This window comes from Pseudomonas sp. SIMBA_068 (assembly GCF_046534705.1).
GTDB lineage: Bacteria > Pseudomonadota > Gammaproteobacteria > Pseudomonadales > Pseudomonadaceae > Aquipseudomonas > Aquipseudomonas putida.
On sequence record NZ_JAWRYI010000433.1, the window covers coordinates 1 to 275 of the forward strand.

Here is a 275-nt window from a genome sequence, read left to right on the forward strand (position 1 = left end):
GTGGGCGCCGCCGCGCTGCTGGTGCTGATGCTGTTGCTCGGCCTGATGATGCAGCGCCGCCGCCACTACGTGGAGCGGATCGCCTTCGAAGCCAAGGCGCGGCGCGAGCTGGAGATGCGTGTGGCCGAGCGCACCAGCGACCTGGAAAGCCTCAACCGGCGCCTGAAGCAGGAAGTGCTGGAGCGCGAAACCGCCCAGCAGGAACTGGTGCGGGCCCAGGACAACCTGGTCCAGGCCGGCAAGCTCTCGGCTCTGGGCACCATGTCGGCCAGCAT

The 275-nt window shown here is 68.7% G+C and carries 1 pseudogene; it reads left to right on the forward strand.

Annotated features, from left to right (window positions below):
- Positions 1-275: pseudogene (locus tag SB756_RS29850) on the forward strand (sensor histidine kinase); the annotation flags it as partial.